15 protein-coding genes are annotated in these 12,728 nt (G+C 59.6%); 4 read left to right on the forward strand and 11 right to left on the reverse strand.

Annotated elements, in window-relative coordinates:
- Positions 1 to 13: 13 nt before the first annotated feature.
- The 4 genes from ACA054_RS19970 to ACA054_RS19985 all read right to left on the reverse strand — a co-directional run bounded on the left by ACA054_RS19970 (position 14) and on the right by ACA054_RS19985 (position 3,607).
- Positions 14 to 973, reverse strand: coding sequence for an AraC family transcriptional regulator (locus ACA054_RS19970; RefSeq protein WP_497685799.1), 960 nt, complete (start codon positions 971 to 973; stop codon positions 14 to 16).
- A gap of 203 nt (positions 974 to 1,176) precedes the next feature.
- A complete protein-coding gene (gene catA, locus ACA054_RS19975) occupies positions 1,177 to 2,106 on the reverse strand; it encodes a catechol 1,2-dioxygenase (RefSeq protein ID WP_497685800.1) in 930 nt (309 codons plus the stop codon).
- Between the two features lie 54 nt (positions 2,107 to 2,160).
- Positions 2,161 to 2,451, reverse strand: coding sequence for a muconolactone Delta-isomerase (gene catC, locus ACA054_RS19980; protein ID WP_497685801.1), 291 nt, complete (start codon positions 2,449 to 2,451; stop codon positions 2,161 to 2,163).
- A 10-nt stretch (positions 2,452 to 2,461) separates the two neighbouring features.
- Positions 2,462 to 3,607, reverse strand: coding sequence for a muconate cycloisomerase family protein (locus ACA054_RS19985; RefSeq protein WP_497690343.1), 1,146 nt, complete (start codon positions 3,605 to 3,607; stop codon positions 2,462 to 2,464).
- Positions 3,608 to 3,734: 127 nt separating this feature from the next.
- Here ACA054_RS19985 and ACA054_RS19990 point away from each other — a divergent pair, with 127 nt between their 5' ends.
- Complete coding sequence (locus ACA054_RS19990) at positions 3,735 to 4,631, forward strand: LysR family transcriptional regulator (RefSeq protein WP_497685802.1); 897 nt, start codon at positions 3,735 to 3,737, stop codon at positions 4,629 to 4,631.
- Between the two features lie 85 nt (positions 4,632 to 4,716).
- On the opposite strand, the gene ACA054_RS19995 is transcribed toward ACA054_RS19990, so the two are convergent.
- The 4 genes from ACA054_RS19995 to ACA054_RS20010 all read right to left on the reverse strand — a co-directional run bounded on the left by ACA054_RS19995 (position 4,717) and on the right by ACA054_RS20010 (position 7,926).
- Complete coding sequence (locus tag ACA054_RS19995) at positions 4,717 to 4,956, reverse strand: DUF1652 domain-containing protein (protein WP_497685803.1); 240 nt, start codon at positions 4,954 to 4,956, stop codon at positions 4,717 to 4,719.
- A gap of 103 nt (positions 4,957 to 5,059) precedes the next feature.
- A complete protein-coding gene (locus ACA054_RS20000; RefSeq protein ID WP_497685804.1) occupies positions 5,060 to 5,800 on the reverse strand; it encodes a class I SAM-dependent methyltransferase in 741 nt (246 codons plus the stop codon).
- A 130-nt stretch (positions 5,801 to 5,930) separates the two neighbouring features.
- A complete protein-coding gene (locus tag ACA054_RS20005) occupies positions 5,931 to 6,830 on the reverse strand; it encodes a polysaccharide deacetylase family protein (RefSeq protein ID WP_497685805.1) in 900 nt (299 codons plus the stop codon).
- A 148-nt stretch (positions 6,831 to 6,978) separates the two neighbouring features.
- Complete coding sequence (locus tag ACA054_RS20010) at positions 6,979 to 7,926, reverse strand: ABC transporter substrate-binding protein (protein ID WP_497685806.1); 948 nt, start codon at positions 7,924 to 7,926, stop codon at positions 6,979 to 6,981.
- Positions 7,927 to 8,142: 216 nt separating this feature from the next.
- Between ACA054_RS20010 and ACA054_RS20015 the strand changes: the two genes are divergently transcribed.
- On the forward strand, positions 8,143 to 8,826 hold the full coding sequence (locus tag ACA054_RS20015) for an SOS response-associated peptidase (protein ID WP_497685807.1): 684 nt from the start codon (positions 8,143 to 8,145) through the stop codon (positions 8,824 to 8,826).
- A gap of 180 nt (positions 8,827 to 9,006) precedes the next feature.
- Positions 9,007 to 9,276, forward strand: a complete 270-nt coding sequence (locus ACA054_RS20020; RefSeq protein ID WP_497685808.1) for a hypothetical protein — start codon at positions 9,007 to 9,009, stop codon at positions 9,274 to 9,276.
- Between the two features lie 881 nt (positions 9,277 to 10,157).
- Here ACA054_RS20020 and ACA054_RS20025 read toward each other — a convergent pair.
- The 3 genes from ACA054_RS20025 to ACA054_RS20035 form a co-directional block, all read right to left on the reverse strand.
- A complete protein-coding gene (locus ACA054_RS20025; protein ID WP_497685809.1) occupies positions 10,158 to 10,304 on the reverse strand; it encodes a hypothetical protein in 147 nt (48 codons plus the stop codon).
- Between the two features lie 68 nt (positions 10,305 to 10,372).
- On the reverse strand, positions 10,373 to 10,684 hold the full coding sequence (locus ACA054_RS20030) for an AzlD domain-containing protein (protein ID WP_497690344.1): 312 nt from the start codon (positions 10,682 to 10,684) through the stop codon (positions 10,373 to 10,375).
- Positions 10,684 to 11,382, reverse strand: coding sequence for an AzlC family ABC transporter permease (locus ACA054_RS20035; protein ID WP_497685810.1), 699 nt, complete (start codon positions 11,380 to 11,382; stop codon positions 10,684 to 10,686). The genes ACA054_RS20030 and ACA054_RS20035 overlap by 1 nt, the downstream gene beginning before the upstream one ends.
- 432 nt (positions 11,383 to 11,814) lie before the next feature.
- On the opposite strand from ACA054_RS20035, the gene dapA reads away from it, so the two are divergent.
- On the forward strand, positions 11,815 to 12,690 hold the full coding sequence (gene dapA / locus ACA054_RS20040) for a 4-hydroxy-tetrahydrodipicolinate synthase (protein ID WP_497685811.1): 876 nt from the start codon (positions 11,815 to 11,817) through the stop codon (positions 12,688 to 12,690).
- The last annotated feature ends 38 nt before the right edge of the window (positions 12,691 to 12,728 follow it).

A 12,728-nucleotide genomic window follows, 5' to 3' on the forward strand; every position in this document is an offset into this window, starting at 1 on the left:
CAATGTGAAGGTTTCAGTGGCGGCGCTTGAGGGTATCGGACGGCAACTCGCCGAACTGCTTGCGGTAGCTGTCGGAGAAGCGTCCCAGGTGCAGGAAGCCGTAGTCCATTGCGATTTCAGTGACGTTGCGCACGTTGCAGGTCGGATCGCTGAGGCAGGCGTTGACGCGTTCCAGACGTTTCTGGCGGATATAGTTTTTCGGTGTGGTGCAAGCGTTGCGTTCGAACAGGCCGTATAACGAGCGCAGGCTCATGCTGGCCTGGCGCGCCAGCTCTTCGCTGTCGATGTCCTGCTTGAGATTCCTGGCAATGTAATCGGCAATCGCTTCGAACGTGGCAGCCTGCGAGCCGAGTTCGAGGCGGCTGACGTTGGTCTTCATCAGGCTGAGCATCTTGCTGACGATGATCTGCGCGTAATGTTCCTGCACCCGGGGAATCTGCTCGGTGGCCTCGGCCTCCTGGCAAATCATCGCCAGCAGGTTGACGAAGCCTTCCAGCTCATTGAGCTGATAGCGGTTCTCGAGAAACCGCACGCCTTGCCCCGGATAGCGCCAGCGCTGCTCGTTGCAGACGGACTCAAACAGGGACGTGGGGACCTTGAGGATGAATTTTTCGCAATCGTCGGAGTAGGTCAAATCGACCGGGTCGTCGGGATTGATCAGCAGCAACTCGCCGGGGGCAAAGTAGTGTTCCTGGCCGTGCCCGCGCCACAGGCAATTGCCCTGCAGCAACACTTGCAGGTGATAGATGGTTTCCAGCGCGCCCGAAGTGACGCGAACGCTGCCGCCGTAGCTGATACGGCACAAGTCCAGGCTGGCGAATTTTCGATGATTGAGGCTGGCCAGGGGATGCCCGGCGCGAGGCATCAGGATGCAATGATTACCGACATGCTGATTGACGTAGCCCGACACCGCGTACGGGTCGGCATGGTCGAATACCGTGCTGCGCTGACTCAACAGTTGCGCTTGCATCATCGGGTAACTCTCGTTGTTGTTATAGGGTGCATCAGGTCATTCTAAGGCAGTACTTGCAGCGGCGTATCAGTGGACTGACCTGTGGAAGGTCATGCCATCAATCCCGTGTAGGAGCTGCCGCAGGCTGCGATCTTTTGATCTTGCTTTTAAAGAGCAAAGTCAAAAGATCGCAGCCTGCGGCAGCTCCTACAGTTCAGTAGGGATCAGTCCTCCAGTGCACGCACCCGCTCATGACGCTGCTGCTCTTCAGGCTGGGCAGACGACGGCAGGGTGAAGTCGAACTCGATTTCGGCAAAACGACCGCTGACACCGTAGGCCGCTGCACGCGCCTGATCATCGCTGAAAGTGATCTTGGCGATCAGCTCGTCACGGGTGGCGTAGGCAAAATCGTCGTGCAGGTACTTCTCGCCATCCAGGTTGATCTGGGTGGTCAGGTGACGATGATCCGGCGCGGAAATGAAGAAGTGCACGTGCGCCGGACGCTGGCCATGACGGCCCAGTTGATCGAGCAGTTGCTGGGTCGGACCGTCCGGTGGGCAGCCGTAGCCCGACGGCACGATGCTGCGGAAACGGTAGCGGCCTTCGGCGTCTGTGACGATGCGGCGACGCAGGTTGAATTCCGACTGAGAAGCATCGAAGTACGAGTAGGTGCCGCCAGTGTTGGCGTGCCACACGTCCACCACGGCGCCAGCCAGAGGTTCGCCAGCGGTGTTGAACACCCGGCCTTGCATGAACAGGGTCACACCTGGATCGACACCGTCATCCAGACGCGCTTCGCCTTGCGACAGCGGTGCACCGGCCACGTACAGTGGGCCTTCGATGGTGCGCGGGGTGCCACCGGCTTTACCGGCCTGCTCGTCTTCGGCGTCCATCAGCAGGTCGAGGTAATGCTCCAGGCCCAGGCCGGCCACCACCAGTCCAGCCTCCTGGCGCGCACCCAGCACGTTCAGGTAGTTGACCGCTTTCCAGAACTCTTCCGGGGTCACGGCGAGGTCTTCGATGATGTTCACCGAATCACGCAGGATGCGGTAGATCAGGGCTTTGGTCCGTGAATCACCGGCATCGTTGTGCAGGCCGCTGGCTTCTTCGAGAAATTTCTGGACTTCGGCAGTGTGGGAAATCTTGACGTTCATTTTATGGGTTCCTCATCTTGTAATTATTGGCATGGCGAACTGAACAGGCTGGGTTCAGCGGTCATCCTCGCGAATCGACGAAGGATGCCGGCACATCGCGGTGACTTCGATCGCCATGTACGGATACAGCGGCAATTGCATGAGCAAGTCGTGCAGTTCCTGGACGCTGTCGACATCGAACACGCTGTAATTGGCGTAGAGCCCGGCGATGCGCCACAGGTGACGCCACTTGCCTCGCTCCTGCAGACGCTGGGCCAGGGCTTTTTCGTCGGCCTTGAGCTGCGCGGCGCGTTCGGGGTTCATGTCGACCGGCAAATTCACGGTCATCTTTACGTGGAACAGCATAATGCTCTCCTCAGGCTTGATGAATGGTGGAAGTCTTGTCGCGACGGAAGAACGCCAGGCGTTCTTCGTCCAGGCTCAGGCCCAGACCCGGGGTCTTCGACACATGCAGCTCGAAATCGCGGTAAACCAGCGGCTCACTGAGAATGTCTTCGGTCAGCAGCAGCGGACCGAACAGCTCGGTGTCCCACGCCAGTTTGTTCAGGGTGACAAAGGCATGCGCCGAAGCCATGGTGCCGATTCCACCTTCGAGCATGGTACCGCCGTACAGGGCGATACCGGCCGCTTCGGCGATGTAGGCGGTGCGCAACACGGCGCGCGGGCCGCCATTCTTGGCGATCTTCAGGGCAAACACCGAGGCCGCGCCTTCGCGCGCCAGGTTAAATGCATCTTCCACACATTCGATGGATTCATCGGCCATGATCGGCGCCGGGCTCATGGCATTCAGGCGTGCCATGCCGGCGCGGTTGTTGCGCGAGATCGGCTGTTCGATCAGGTCGATGCCGTTGGTTCCCAGGATCCGGCAGGCGCGCAACGCCACCGCCTCGTCCCAGGCCTGATTGACGTCGACCCGCACGCTGGCGCGATCGCCGAGGGCTTTCTTGATCGCAATCACGTGGGCCAGGTCGCGATTGACCTCGCCAGCACCGATTTTCAGTTTGAAGATGCGGTGGCGGCGCAGGTCGAGCATTTTTTCCGCTTCAGCGATGTCCTTCTCGGTATCGCCGCTGGCCAGGGTCCAGGCCACGGGCAGCGAGTCACGTACGCGACCGCCCAGCAACTCGCTGACCGGCAGGCCAAGGCGCTTGCCCTGGGCGTCGAGTAGCGCGGTTTCCAGACCGGACTTGGCGAAGGTGTTGCCACGGATACTGCGTTCCAGGCGCAACATCGCGGCATTGACATTGCCGCTGTCCTGGCCGATCAACAGCGGCGCGAAGTGTTTGTCGATGTTGGTCTTGATGCTGTCAGGGCTTTCGTTGCCATAAGCCAGGCCACCGATGGTGGTGGCTTCGCCGATGCCTTCAATGCCATCGGCGCAGCGCACGCGAATGACCACCAGGGTCTGGTTCTGCATGGTGTGCATCGCCAGCTTGTGCGGGCGGATGGTCGGCAGATCGACGATGATCGTCTCGATCGATTCAATGGCTGTAGCAAGCATTTCGATACCCGTCAGGTTCTTGAAGTTCTGAGCCTGATTCTCATACGGCTTTTTCCGGGCGGCCAATATAGAATTGGTCTGGCTTGATACCTTCAAGGTATGCAACCGCTCGACATCCGGAGGCTCCATGGAACTGCGTCACCTGCGTTACTTTCAGGTGTTGGCTCAAACCCTCAATTTCACCCGCGCCGCCGAACGCCTGCACATCGCCCAGCCGCCCTTGAGTCGGCAGATCCAGCAACTGGAAGATGAACTGGGGGTGATGCTGCTCGAGCGTGGCCGACCGCTGAAGCTGACCGACGCCGGGCGTTTTTTCCATGAGCACTCCACCGCCCTGCTCGACCAGCTGCACAAGGTTTGCGACAACACGCGGCGCATCGGGCTGGGGGAAAAGACCTGGCTGGGTATTGGCTTTGCGCCATCGACCCTCTACGGCGTACTGCCGGAACTGATTCGCCGGTTGCGCAGCGGCGAACCGCTGGAACTGGAACTCGGGCTGTCGGAGATGACCACGCTGCAGCAGGTACAGGCGCTCAAGGCCGGGCGCATCGACGTCGGCTTCGGCCGCATCCGCATCGACGACCCGGCCATCGTCCAGACCGTGCTCACCGAAGACCGCCTGGTGGCCGCCCTGCCCGCCGGTCACCCGCTGCTGGCGGGCCCCGTCAGCCTGCGCGACCTGGCCAAAGAGCCCTTCGTGCTGTACCCCGGCAACCCGCGCCCCAGCTACGCCGACCACGTGATCGCGCTGTTCGAATCCTATGGGGTGAGCATTCATGTGGCGCAATGGACCAACGAGTTGCAGACGGCAATCGGGCTGGTGGGGGCCGGGATAGGGATCACACTGGTGCCGGCCTCGGTGCAGTTGCTGCACCGCGACGACATCGGTTTCACCCCGCTGCTGGAAGACAACGCCACCTCACCGATCATTCTCAGTCGGCGGGTGGGCGACGTGTCACCGGGATTGAACCATTGCCTGCGGATGATCGACGAACTGCTGCCACACGCGATCATGCCCGTGTAGGAGCTGCCGCAGGCTGCGATCTTTTGATCTTGCTCTTAAAGATCAAAAGATCGCAGCCTGCGGCAGCTCCTACAGGGCACGGTCTTCAACCGGCAAACGCCCGGCGCCCGGCTTGCATCTCGGTGCGCAATTCACCGATCAAGTCGGAGATGGCACGCACGCTGGTCAACTGTTCGGTCGATACACCGGCAATCATCAGCTTGACTTGCCCACTGGCGGGTTCATAGACCTCGATCCGCAGCAGCCCGCCACTCTCCGTGCATTCGCAGGCCAGGGGCTCGAAACCGGACTCGACAATGTTGCAAAGGACTGAAACGGGAACCATGGCCGGTGCCTCCGTGGCAGTTGATCGGAACGGACCCAACGAGAATAGCTGCGCTTTGCCGATTCTGCGCAGCGATCAGGGTGTGTCCTCATTCTGGAGTCGGTTACGGCTTGAAGACAATCCCTTGACCCGTAGGCAGCTCCAGTACGTCCAAACCAAACTCGGCAAGCAGCGGGTCTTCAGCTTCCTTCTGTGCGCGGTAGCACCACCAGCCATAATCATCGAGCACCAGAATGCTACCGGGCACCATGCGAGGGACGATTCTCTTGAGCGCTTCGACTTCGGCAGGCGCCTGGTTCAAATCGATGTGGGCAAATGCAATCTGCTCTGGAAATCCTTGCTCAAATGACTCCGGCACGTAGCCCTTGATGACCTTGACGAAAGGGTAGCCGGAAAAACGCTCCTTGACCTTGGCGTACAACTCCGAGCTGTGCTCAGGCATGGCGTGGTTGACTTCAGTGCCTGTGTGCTCGAACGCGTCGTACAGGTAGTACTGCTTGCCAGTCGATTCGAGGTCAATCCTGTCTGCAATCACATTGGCAGTGTTGCCTTTGTATGCACCGACCTCGACGAAGTCTCCAGGAAGGCGTCGGGCCAGTTTTGCGAAGTGGCACAAGATGTACGTCCGCCAGATAATCGTCATTTCCACATTGGAAGTGGCATTACGCCTCATGATTTCCATAAAGCTTTCGTCAGTCATGAAACTGAGATTTCGATTCCAGCAAATGACATTATCAGAGCAATAAAAACTGTCCGGGGTGGCGATACTTTGACGTATGCCCTCAACGCTGTGCTTGAACAAGGCTGGGTTGGTTATGTTGAAGTTGTCACCGTTCACAATCATTATTATCACCCCCACGTGTAGTATTCAAAGGCCAGCATCATAAGGGTATTTTGTGCCCGGATGGGTACCTGGATTTCAACCCCGTGGCTGAAATCAGGTCTGTGCTGCAGAAGGGGCACAGATGGCTTGTTCAGTGGCTATTGTCTTTCCAGATCCAGTTCCAGATCCCCGGCAATTGCGCCGACTGTGAACTGTCACGCAGCGTCCGCGCCATGGCGGCCCGTTGCAGCGTGGCAGTGTCGTCGTAAAACGCCATTGGGGCGGTTCTGACCCCCGTCGCCCGGGCACTGTCGAGAAGGATTTGCAGATATTCGCGGGTATGCCGCGCGGTGTAGCGATTGAGGTCGTGGAAGGTCACCACCACCGGAATCACCCCGTCCACCACCGGCAACTCGCCTCGGGCAATGCGTTCGCGCACTTCGGACATCGAGCGCAGCATATGGGCGCGGCGCCGGGGGCTGGCGTTGAAGCCCCAGATCTTGCCGTCATTGGCGCTCAGGTCGGTCAGCAGCACATGCAGGCCATGCTGCTGGTAGGCGGCGAAGGTGCGTTTGTCGTAGCTCCAGAATGGTGGGCGCAGCAGAGTCGGCGGCACACCAGTGATCGCGGCGATGTCGGCACAACCATAGGTGAGCGCCTGCTCCAGTTCCTGCGCGTCCAGAGAGCGATGATTGGTGTGCGAAGGCGTGGCCGTGTGGAAGGCCAGAATGTGCCCGGCATCGCGCTCGCGGTGCATGACCGCCCGCCCGATTTCACTGGCACCGGCCCGTGAGGCGCGGGTCTGCACGAAAAACACCGCCTTGATGCCCGGTTGCAGAGGATTGATCGCCAGGCTGTCGAGCACGGTCTCGGTCGGGTTCCAGAAACTCGAGGCGCTGGGGCCATCGTCGAACGTCAGCAGAAAGCGGATCGGTGGTTGTTCGCGCAACCCTTGTTCGGTTTGCGACGTCATTTCAATGGGTGCGGCGATACAGCCCAGCAAACCAACTGCCATGGCGAACACCGATAGAACCTTGAACAACTGTTTCATGTTTTGCCTTGGGCCAGACCGTTCCGGTCAACACGTCAAACGGCAACGATCCATCGCCCGTTCATCCTTCGCCGACCCGCACACAGCGGCGGGCCGAGGTGGGATAAGGTACACAGTGTTTGGTTCCGGCGCTCGCCCAGGCGGTGGCTCAGTTCGCCAGTGCCTGCTGGAACGAATGATCGATGATCGGTGCGGTGGCAAGCTCGGCCGGCAGCGCCTTGACCTTGAACAGGAAGTCGGCGGTGTGCTGCAGATCCCCGGCAGCCTGGGCGTCCACCGGGCCGACGGTCATGTGGGCCTGGCGCAACCAGTGGCGGGACACATTCTGGTCGAGATTGGCCTTCTTCGCCCACAGGTCGGCGTATTCGTCAGTGTGGGTATCGACCCAGGCCCGGGCCTTTTTCAGGCGCCCGAGGAAGTCGGCGATGGCTTCGCGCTTGCTGTCGATCGAAGGGGTAGACGCGGCGATGGCGCTCAGGCCGGGCATCAGGTTCTTCGCGGTGAGGATCGGCCGGGCGCCGGAGAAGAGGATCTGCTGGGAAATGTACGGTTCCCAGACCGGGAAGGCGTCGATGCTGCCCTGGGGCAGCGCGGCGGCCGCATCGATCGGCATCAGCTTGATGAAGTCGACATAGTCCTCCGGCAGATTGGCCTGTTCCAGGGCGCGCAAGGTCAGTTGCTGGCTCCAGGCACCCGGCCAGTAGGCGACTTTCTTGCCCTTGAGATCAGCGATGGTTTTCACCGGCGAGTCCTTGGGCACCAGCAAGGCGATGGTGTCCGGATTCTGCCGCGACACACCGATCAGCTTGACCGGCGCCTGTTTGGCGGCCAGGAACAGAAAGCCCGAATCGCCTAGAAAGCCCAGGTCCAATGCACCGGTATTCAAGGCTTCGGCCAGCGGCGCGGCGGCCTGGAAGTGTTTCCAGTCGACGGTATAGGGTGCCCCATTCAACACGCCGGACGCTTCGACCGAGGCACGAATGTTGTAGTAGTTCTGATCGCCGACATGCAGGACGACAGGTTCGCTGGCGTAGGTCAGTGGTGCGGCAAACAGGGCGCTGGTCAACAGACCGCGCAGGTATCTGGAAAGGTTCATTAGAGGTTCCTTGAGGTTCAATGCTTTAGACCATAAAGGCCTTACTAGATATTTTTAAATACCTTTTATGCATATGCTCATGACCCGTTACACACAGTGTTGGCGCAGCAACAGCGACTCGACAGAGTGTTTTCTCCCGGACACATTTGGGCAGGCTTTGTGAACGCAAATTGCTCAAACATCTATGCTCAACACTCCAGCCTGAGGGTTCGATCGATGTGCGGACGATTGTCGCAATACCGGGGCATTCACGACTTCGTGGCGGTGCTGAGCATTCCCGACGCCTTGATCAATCACGTCGGCAATCAGCCACTGGCCCGCTACAACGCCGCGCCCACCACCCAGCTCGCGCTGTTGCACCTGGAGAGCGATGGCCTGCACGCCGACTCGCAGCGCTGGGGCTGGCGACCGCACTGGGCGAAGGATCGTGCGGCGCCGATCAATGCACGCGTCGAGAAAGTCGCCCACGGCCCGTTCTTTCGAGCGATCTGGCCCCATCGCGCCATCTGCCCGGTCGACAACTGGTTCGAATGGGTCGATGCCGGAGACGGCACGCGGCAACCCTGGCTGATTCGCCGTCGCGACCAAGGGCCGGTCTTCTGCGCGGCCATCGGGCAGTTCCCGCAAGGCAGTGCAGCCCCCAGGGACGATGACGGCTTTGTCATCATCACCGCCGATAGCGCTGGCGGCATGCTGGACGTTCATGATCGCCGGCCGGTGGTGTTCAGCGCAGAACTGGCACGCGAATGGCTGGACCCGGCGACGCCCAGGGAACGTGCCGAACAGATGGTGCTTCTACAGGGGGAAGGCAGTGATGCTTTTGAGTGGTACAGGGTTGACAAGGCAGTGGGGAATGTCAGGAATCAGGGGGCCGGGTTGATTGACGCTTTCAAGGCATGAATACCTATAGAAACATGGCACTTTGATGTTTCCACCGCTTGTCAGACGACTCCAGGCACTTACATACATTTGTCAGTGCTGCGGCTAGGATTCGCGCCGTATTTTCCAGCGGCATACCAAATTGACCAAAGAGTCAACAACCAAGGGAATCCCATATAACAAGCCTTGCAGAGAACTCAATTGCGCGACGATTTTACCAATAATCAAGTCGTGAGTCTGGCGTGCATTTATCTTACAAAGACAGAGCACTACCAACTCGACCATTTCATCGGGCAGTACATACAGACCCGTAACTTGCTTTCAATTCCCAATATCAAACAGGTCCTGAGTTCAATACTCGAAAGTTATCCGGGTAAAGCCCCGGTCATGGTCAACGAGTTGAATGCCTGGATCGACAGAAACCTGGGATATCGGGCTGCCCACCCCGAATTCCTGCATTTGCTGGAATAAGCTCGACCGATCTGCTGCTGGCAACTACGACGATGACCCGCTCGATGCGTAATGTTGTTCACTTAAGCATGGGGTTGTATAGGGATTGGGGGGGCATATCCATTGCTTCGGTAACGGCCACCTAGGGTTTCGCCCTTACGGCGACTCACTTTTCCAAACGCCGAAAAGTAAGCAAAAGGCTTTTGCCCCACCACTCGGTGCCTCGCTGTGGCTCGGCATGCCCTCACTCCGGCATTGCTCCGTGGGTCGCCGCGATGGGCCATCCCTGGCCCAGCGCGGCTAAACCGGCGTCCTGCCGGTTTACCCACTACGCAATGCCTGCGTTCGGCCATCGTGGTTTAACGGGGCGCCCAAATCTAAAGCCAAAGCGAGGCGGCCTGACAGCCGACCTGACTTTTACGGCTGTACCTGATTCCCTGTGGGAGCGAGCCTGCTCGCGATGGACGTCAACGATAACGCGCCCTGTCTGGATGAACGCGCTGTCTGGACGTTCATCGCGAGCAGGCTCGCTCCCACAGTTGGATCGTGGACAGACCTGCAATCAGGTCGGCTGTCAGGCCGCCTCGCTTTTGCTGTGGCTTTTGATGTTCTTGCCACATCGAGAGGCTTCGTTCCGGTTCTGCGCAGTGGGTAAACCGGCAAGGATGCCGGTTTAGCCGCGCTGGGCCATGAATGGCCCATCGCGGCGGGCCCTGTAGGAGCGAGCATGCTCGCGAAAAACCTGAGAGCACCTCGGGGTGTCAGGCTCCCCGCGTCATCGTTGTCCTCCATCGCGAGCATGCTCGCTCCTACAGGTCTTTTCCAAGTGACTCGCCGTAAGGGCGAAACCCTAAGTGGCCGTTACCGCAGCAACGGATATACACCCAATCCAAATATGTCGCTCAGAACTTGCGGTCAGACTCCGACAATTCCTTGCCATCATCGGGATGTTTCCAGTCCGGTGTCGAACGCCTCTGCTGTTCGATTTCTTCTTCCGTCGGTTCATCCATATCGTCTTCGGGTTCCGGTTTCTTTTGCTCTGTTGCCATGGGTTCACCTCTCGTCCTGAAGGGATCGGTCATCAGCTTTAAGCGTAGAACAGTTTGCCGTGCCCGGCTCACAGCCACCCACGCAGCAAAAAGAAAAAGCCCATGCTCAACAGCATGCTGAGCAAGGTGTTGCGGGTGTACAGCACCAGGCCGACGGCCACCAGCGAACTGATCAGGTAAGGGTTGTCCCATTGCAGATTCAGTTGCTTGTCCGGCATGAACACGATCGGCCCGCAGATCGCAGTCAACATGCCCGGCACGGCGAAGCCGAGGAACTGCCGGGCATTGCTGCTCAACCGCACCGGCAGACGCGGTTCCAGGAAGACATAGCGGTTGAGAAACACCAGGACGCCCATGCCGATAATCACTGCCCAGACCATCATGTGCGCACTCCCTGGAATTTGTTGCAGATAAAACCGGCGCTCATGCCTGCCAGTCCTGCCAGCACCAGGGCCGAGCCCCATTGCCAGTAGCTGAACAGCACCGAGCAGAACAGCGAGACCGCGACACAGACAACGGTCGGCACGTTGCGCACCACCGGGGTAATCAGGGCGATGAAGGTGGCCGCGATGGAGAAGTCCAGCCCCAGGTGTTCCAGGCCCGGAATACTGCTGCCCAGCACGATGCCCGCCAGGGTGAAGAGGTTCCAGGCAATGTAGAACGTCAGGCCGACACCCAGGGCGTACCAGCGATTGAACTGTTGCTTGTCGTGCTGGCTGGTCAGGGCGAACAGTTCATCGGTGAGCAAAAAGCCCAACCCCGCTCGCCAACGACCCGGCAACGGCGAGATCACCGAACGCAGGCTCATCCCGTAGAGCAGATGCTGGGAGGTCAGCAACAAAGTGGTCAGCAGGATCGAAAAGATCCCGGCCCCGCCCTTGAGCATGCCGATGGCCACTAACTGCGCGGCGCCGGCAAACACGATGCTCGACAAGCCCTGGCCTTGCAGGGGCGTGAGGTTGGCTTCGATGGCCATGGAACCGGCCAGCAGGCCCCAGGGCGCCGTCGCCAGGGATAAGGGCATGATCGCCACGGCGCCACGCAAGAACGCGCTGCGCGGCATGAGTGAGTTGGACATAACGCTCTGCAACCAGGGAAAGACCTCAGACTGTGCCAGCAGTCACGGCCGATGACTTGAACAATCTTGCGCACTTGGGCCATTGATCGGCCGGCGGCTTGCGTCGCCCGACATGACGGTGCTGCATTTTCCTGATGTTCGCGATTGACAAACAGCGCGCCGGCTTTTAAAACTGGGCGCCTCATTCAGGGTGTAAGCAAAGATGTCCGCAATCTTTAATCTCGACACTTGTGTTATTGGCTTGACTGCCAAGGCGCAAGGTTGCGTTGCGCACGCCCTCAAATCGAAGAAACAGTCGCTCATGTGACCGGGGCGCGCTGTCCCGTCAGATGAGCTGACAGGACATTGAGCGCGACGGACCACCCTCCCCTTGCTTACTTCCTTCTACGCTTCTGACGGTGACGAAATCGGTCAACCATCAGGAGAAAGTGCATGTCATCGTTTCAAGGTATCTGGGTTCCCCTCGTCACGCCGTTCCACAATGGCGCCATCGATTTCGTCGGGTTGCGCCGGCTGGTCAGCCATCTGCTGGAAAACGGCGTCGACGGCCTGATTGTCTGTGGCACCACCGGCGAACCGGCGGCCATGGGCAAGCACGAACAGCTGGCGGTGCTCGATGCGGTACTCGAGCAAGTGCCGGCCCGGCAGGTCGTCATGGGCCTGGCCGGCAACAACCTGATCGAGCTGCTGCACTTTCAGGAGGAGATTCTCAAGCGCCCGGTGGCCGGTCTGCTGGTGCCGCCGCCGTATTACATCCGGCCCTCCCAGGCGGGGCTCGAAGCGTTTTATAAAACGGTCGCCGATGCTTCCAGTGTGCCGCTGATCCTGTACGACATCCCCTACCGCACCGGCGTGACCTTCGACCAGACGACCTTGCTGAACATCGTCGCCCATGAGCGGATCGTCGCGATCAAGGACTGTGGCGGCAACCTGGGTAACACCCTGGCGTTGCTGGCCAGCGGCAAGGTCGATGTGCTGTGCGGTGAAGACAACCAGATCTTCAATGCCCTGTGCCTGGGCGCCAAAGGCGCGATTGCCGCGTCGGCGCATGTCCATCCGCAACGTTTCGTGGCGTTGTACCGACAGATTCGCGACAACCAGCTGACGGCCGGGCGGGCAACGTTCTTCCAGCTTCTGCCGCTGATCCAGAGCCTGTTCATCGAACCCAACCCGGCGCCGGTGAAAAGCGCTTTGGCCCTGCAAGGCTTGATCATTGATGAACTGCGCGCCCCGATGCAACGCAGCAGCGATGCCATGGTGACGCGTTTAAAGAAGGTGCTCGGCGCGCTGGGCAGCGACAATCGATAGAGCGCCAGGCACCCGCCCGAGTAACATGGAGCGATTCG

The organism is Pseudomonas sp. LBUM1653, from assembly GCF_059716115.1.

Excerpts from the sequence above, each read along its gene's own strand:
- ACA054_RS19970 (WP_497685799.1), bottom strand. The coding sequence starts at position 973 with ATGATGCAAGCGCAACTGTTGAGTCAGCGCAGCACGGTATTCGACCAT.
- catA (WP_497685800.1), bottom strand. The coding sequence starts at position 2,106 with ATGAACGTCAAGATTTCCCACACTGCCGAAGTCCAGAAATTTCTCGAA.
- catC (WP_497685801.1), bottom strand. The coding sequence starts at position 2,451 with ATGCTGTTCCACGTAAAGATGACCGTGAATTTGCCGGTCGACATGAAC.
- ACA054_RS19985 (WP_497690343.1), bottom strand. The coding sequence starts at position 3,607 with ATGCTTGCTACAGCCATTGAATCGATCGAGACGATCATCGTCGATCTG.
- ACA054_RS19990 (WP_497685802.1), top strand. The coding sequence starts at position 3,735 with ATGGAACTGCGTCACCTGCGTTACTTTCAGGTGTTGGCTCAAACCCTC.
- ACA054_RS19995 (WP_497685803.1), bottom strand. The coding sequence starts at position 4,956 with ATGGTTCCCGTTTCAGTCCTTTGCAACATTGTCGAGTCCGGTTTCGAG.
- ACA054_RS20000 (WP_497685804.1), bottom strand. The coding sequence starts at position 5,800 with ATGATTGTGAACGGTGACAACTTCAACATAACCAACCCAGCCTTGTTC.
- ACA054_RS20005 (WP_497685805.1), bottom strand. The coding sequence starts at position 6,830 with ATGAAACAGTTGTTCAAGGTTCTATCGGTGTTCGCCATGGCAGTTGGT.
- ACA054_RS20010 (WP_497685806.1), bottom strand. The coding sequence starts at position 7,926 with ATGAACCTTTCCAGATACCTGCGCGGTCTGTTGACCAGCGCCCTGTTT.
- ACA054_RS20015 (WP_497685807.1), top strand. The coding sequence starts at position 8,143 with ATGTGCGGACGATTGTCGCAATACCGGGGCATTCACGACTTCGTGGCG.
- ACA054_RS20025 (WP_497685809.1), bottom strand. The coding sequence starts at position 10,304 with ATGGCAACAGAGCAAAAGAAACCGGAACCCGAAGACGATATGGATGAA.
- ACA054_RS20030 (WP_497690344.1), bottom strand. The coding sequence starts at position 10,684 with ATGGTCTGGGCAGTGATTATCGGCATGGGCGTCCTGGTGTTTCTCAAC.
- ACA054_RS20035 (WP_497685810.1), bottom strand. The coding sequence starts at position 11,382 with ATGTCCAACTCACTCATGCCGCGCAGCGCGTTCTTGCGTGGCGCCGTG.
- dapA (WP_497685811.1), top strand. The coding sequence starts at position 11,815 with ATGTCATCGTTTCAAGGTATCTGGGTTCCCCTCGTCACGCCGTTCCAC.